Raw genomic sequence first — 2,074 nt, forward strand, 5'->3', positions numbered from 1 at the left:
GGGGCGGTCTCCGGTTTCCTCCCGGCCATGCTGGCCGGCTGGGGCCTCGGCTACCTGTCCCGCCAGATCTCCGACCTGATGCGCAAGTTCGTGATGGGGCTGGGCAAGTGGCAGGAGACCAAGTCGGAGCTCTGGCTCTTCGGCTCGCTCGGCTTCCTGCTGGTGCTGGTGGTGGTCTCGCTGATCCCCACCGACGGCAAGGGCGGGAAGGGCGGGAAGAAGGCCTGAACGCGCCCCCGGACACCCCCGGGGGTGGGCCCGGACGGCGGGGCTCCGGTGATCAGGGAGAATGGAGCCCATGAATGCCCCTTCCTCCTCGTACCGCTCCGGGTTCGCGTGCTTCGTCGGCCGGCCCAACGCGGGCAAGTCGACCCTGACCAACGCCCTGGTGGGGACGAAGGTCGCGATCACCTCCGACCGCCCGCAGACCACCCGGCACACCGTGCGCGGCATCGTGCACCGCCCGGACGCCCAGCTCGTCCTGGTCGACACCCCCGGCCTGCACAAGCCGCGCACCCTGCTCGGCGAACGCCTCAACGACCTGGTCCGCACCACCTGGGCCGAGGTCGACGTGATCGGCTTCTGCCTGCCCGCCGACCAGAAGATCGGCCCCGGCGACAAGTTCATCGCCAAGGAGATCGCCGGGATCAAGAAGACCCCGAAGGTCGCCATCGTCACCAAGACCGACCTGGTCGACTCCAAGCGCCTGGCCGAGCAACTGATCGCCATCCACCAGCTCGGCATCGAGCTGGGCTTCGAGTGGGCCGAGATCATCCCGGTCTCCGCCGTGGGCGACAAGCAGGTGGAACTGGTCGCCGACCTTCTCACCAAGCTGCTGCCGGAGGGCGACCAGCTCTACCCGGAAGGCGACCTCACCGACGAGCCCGAGCAGATCATGGTCGCCGAGCTGATCCGCGAGGCCGCGCTGGAGGGCGTGCGCGACGAACTGCCGCACTCGCTGGCCGTGGTGGTCGAGGAGATGCTGCCGCGCGAGGGCCGCCCGGCGGACCGCCCGCTGCTGGACATCCACGCCAACGTCTACATCGAGCGGCAGAGCCAGAAGGCGATCGTGATCGGCGCGAAGGGCTCGCGGCTCAAGCACGTCGGCACCACCGCCCGCAAGCACATCGAGGCGCTGCTCGGCACGCCGGTCTACCTGGACCTGCACGTCAAGGTCGCCAAGGACTGGCAGCGCGACCCCAAGCAACTGCGCAAGCTCGGCTTCTGAGTCCGGGCTCCGGACCGGCGGGTTCGAGCCACCGGGAGGCCTGGGGCCCGTTCGGACGTTGTGCGTCCGGGCGGGCCCTTGCCGTGGTCCGGCCGTACGCGACGTCAGAAGGGGCACAGCGCGATGAAGTTGCACACCCGGGAGTGGGGCCGCGGGGACCGGCTGGCCGTGCTGGTGCACGGCATCATGTCCGACCACCGCACCTGGCGGCTGATCGGTCCGGCGCTGGCCGAGCGGGGCTACCGGGTGCTCGCGGTGGACCTGCGCGGGCACGGGCGCAGCCCGCGCGGCACCGGCGGGAGCCCGCTGGAGCGCTACCCCCTGGAGGCGTACTCCGACGACCTGGTGGAGAACCTGCCGACCGGCGTCGAGCTCGCGATCGGCCACTCGCTGGGCGGCATCGCGCTGGCGGGCGCGGTCGAACGGCTGGAGCCGGCCCGCGCGGTGTACGTCGATCCGGCCTGGCGGTTCGCCCAGACCGGGATGGACCCGCGGGTGATGGCGGAGCTGAGGCACCTCACCCGGGAGCAGATCGTCGCGCTCAGCCCGAGCTGGGAGCCGGACGACGTGGACGCCGAACTCGCCGCCGCGGCCGCCTGGGACGAGGACTCGGCGTGGGCCCTGGCCGACCAGCGCTCGGACCTGCCGACCCGGCCGGCGGTGCCCTCGCTGGCGGTGCTGGCCGACCGCAGCCTGCTGGTGGACGCGTCCAGCGCCCGGGCGCTGCGCGCCCGGGGCTTCGAGGTGCGCACCGTGCCCGGCTCGGGCCACACCGTCCACCGGGACGACCCGGCCGGCTTCCTGGCCGCGCTCGACGGCTGGCTCTGACCCTCCCGGGCCGCCGGG

3 protein-coding genes are annotated in these 2,074 nt (G+C 72.4%); all 3 read left to right on the forward strand.

Features of this window, described 5'->3' with window-relative positions:
* Positions 1-228 (forward strand): hypothetical protein (locus ACIQOV_RS38900; RefSeq protein ID WP_401055553.1); only part of this gene is annotated, 228 nt, incomplete at its 5' end.
* Between the two features lie 70 nt (positions 229-298).
* Positions 299-1,228: a GTPase Era gene (gene era / locus ACIQOV_RS38905; RefSeq protein ID WP_316521324.1), complete on the forward strand. Its 930-nt coding sequence runs from the start codon at positions 299-301 to the stop codon at positions 1,226-1,228.
* Positions 1,229-1,351: 123 nt separating this feature from the next.
* A complete protein-coding gene (locus ACIQOV_RS38910; RefSeq protein WP_401055555.1) occupies positions 1,352-2,056 on the forward strand; it encodes an alpha/beta fold hydrolase in 705 nt (234 codons plus the stop codon).
* Positions 2,057-2,074 lie beyond the last annotated feature (18 nt).

It is taken from the genome of Kitasatospora sp. NPDC091257, from assembly GCF_044757675.1.
Lineage (GTDB): Bacteria > Actinomycetota > Actinomycetes > Streptomycetales > Streptomycetaceae > Kitasatospora > Kitasatospora lactacystinica.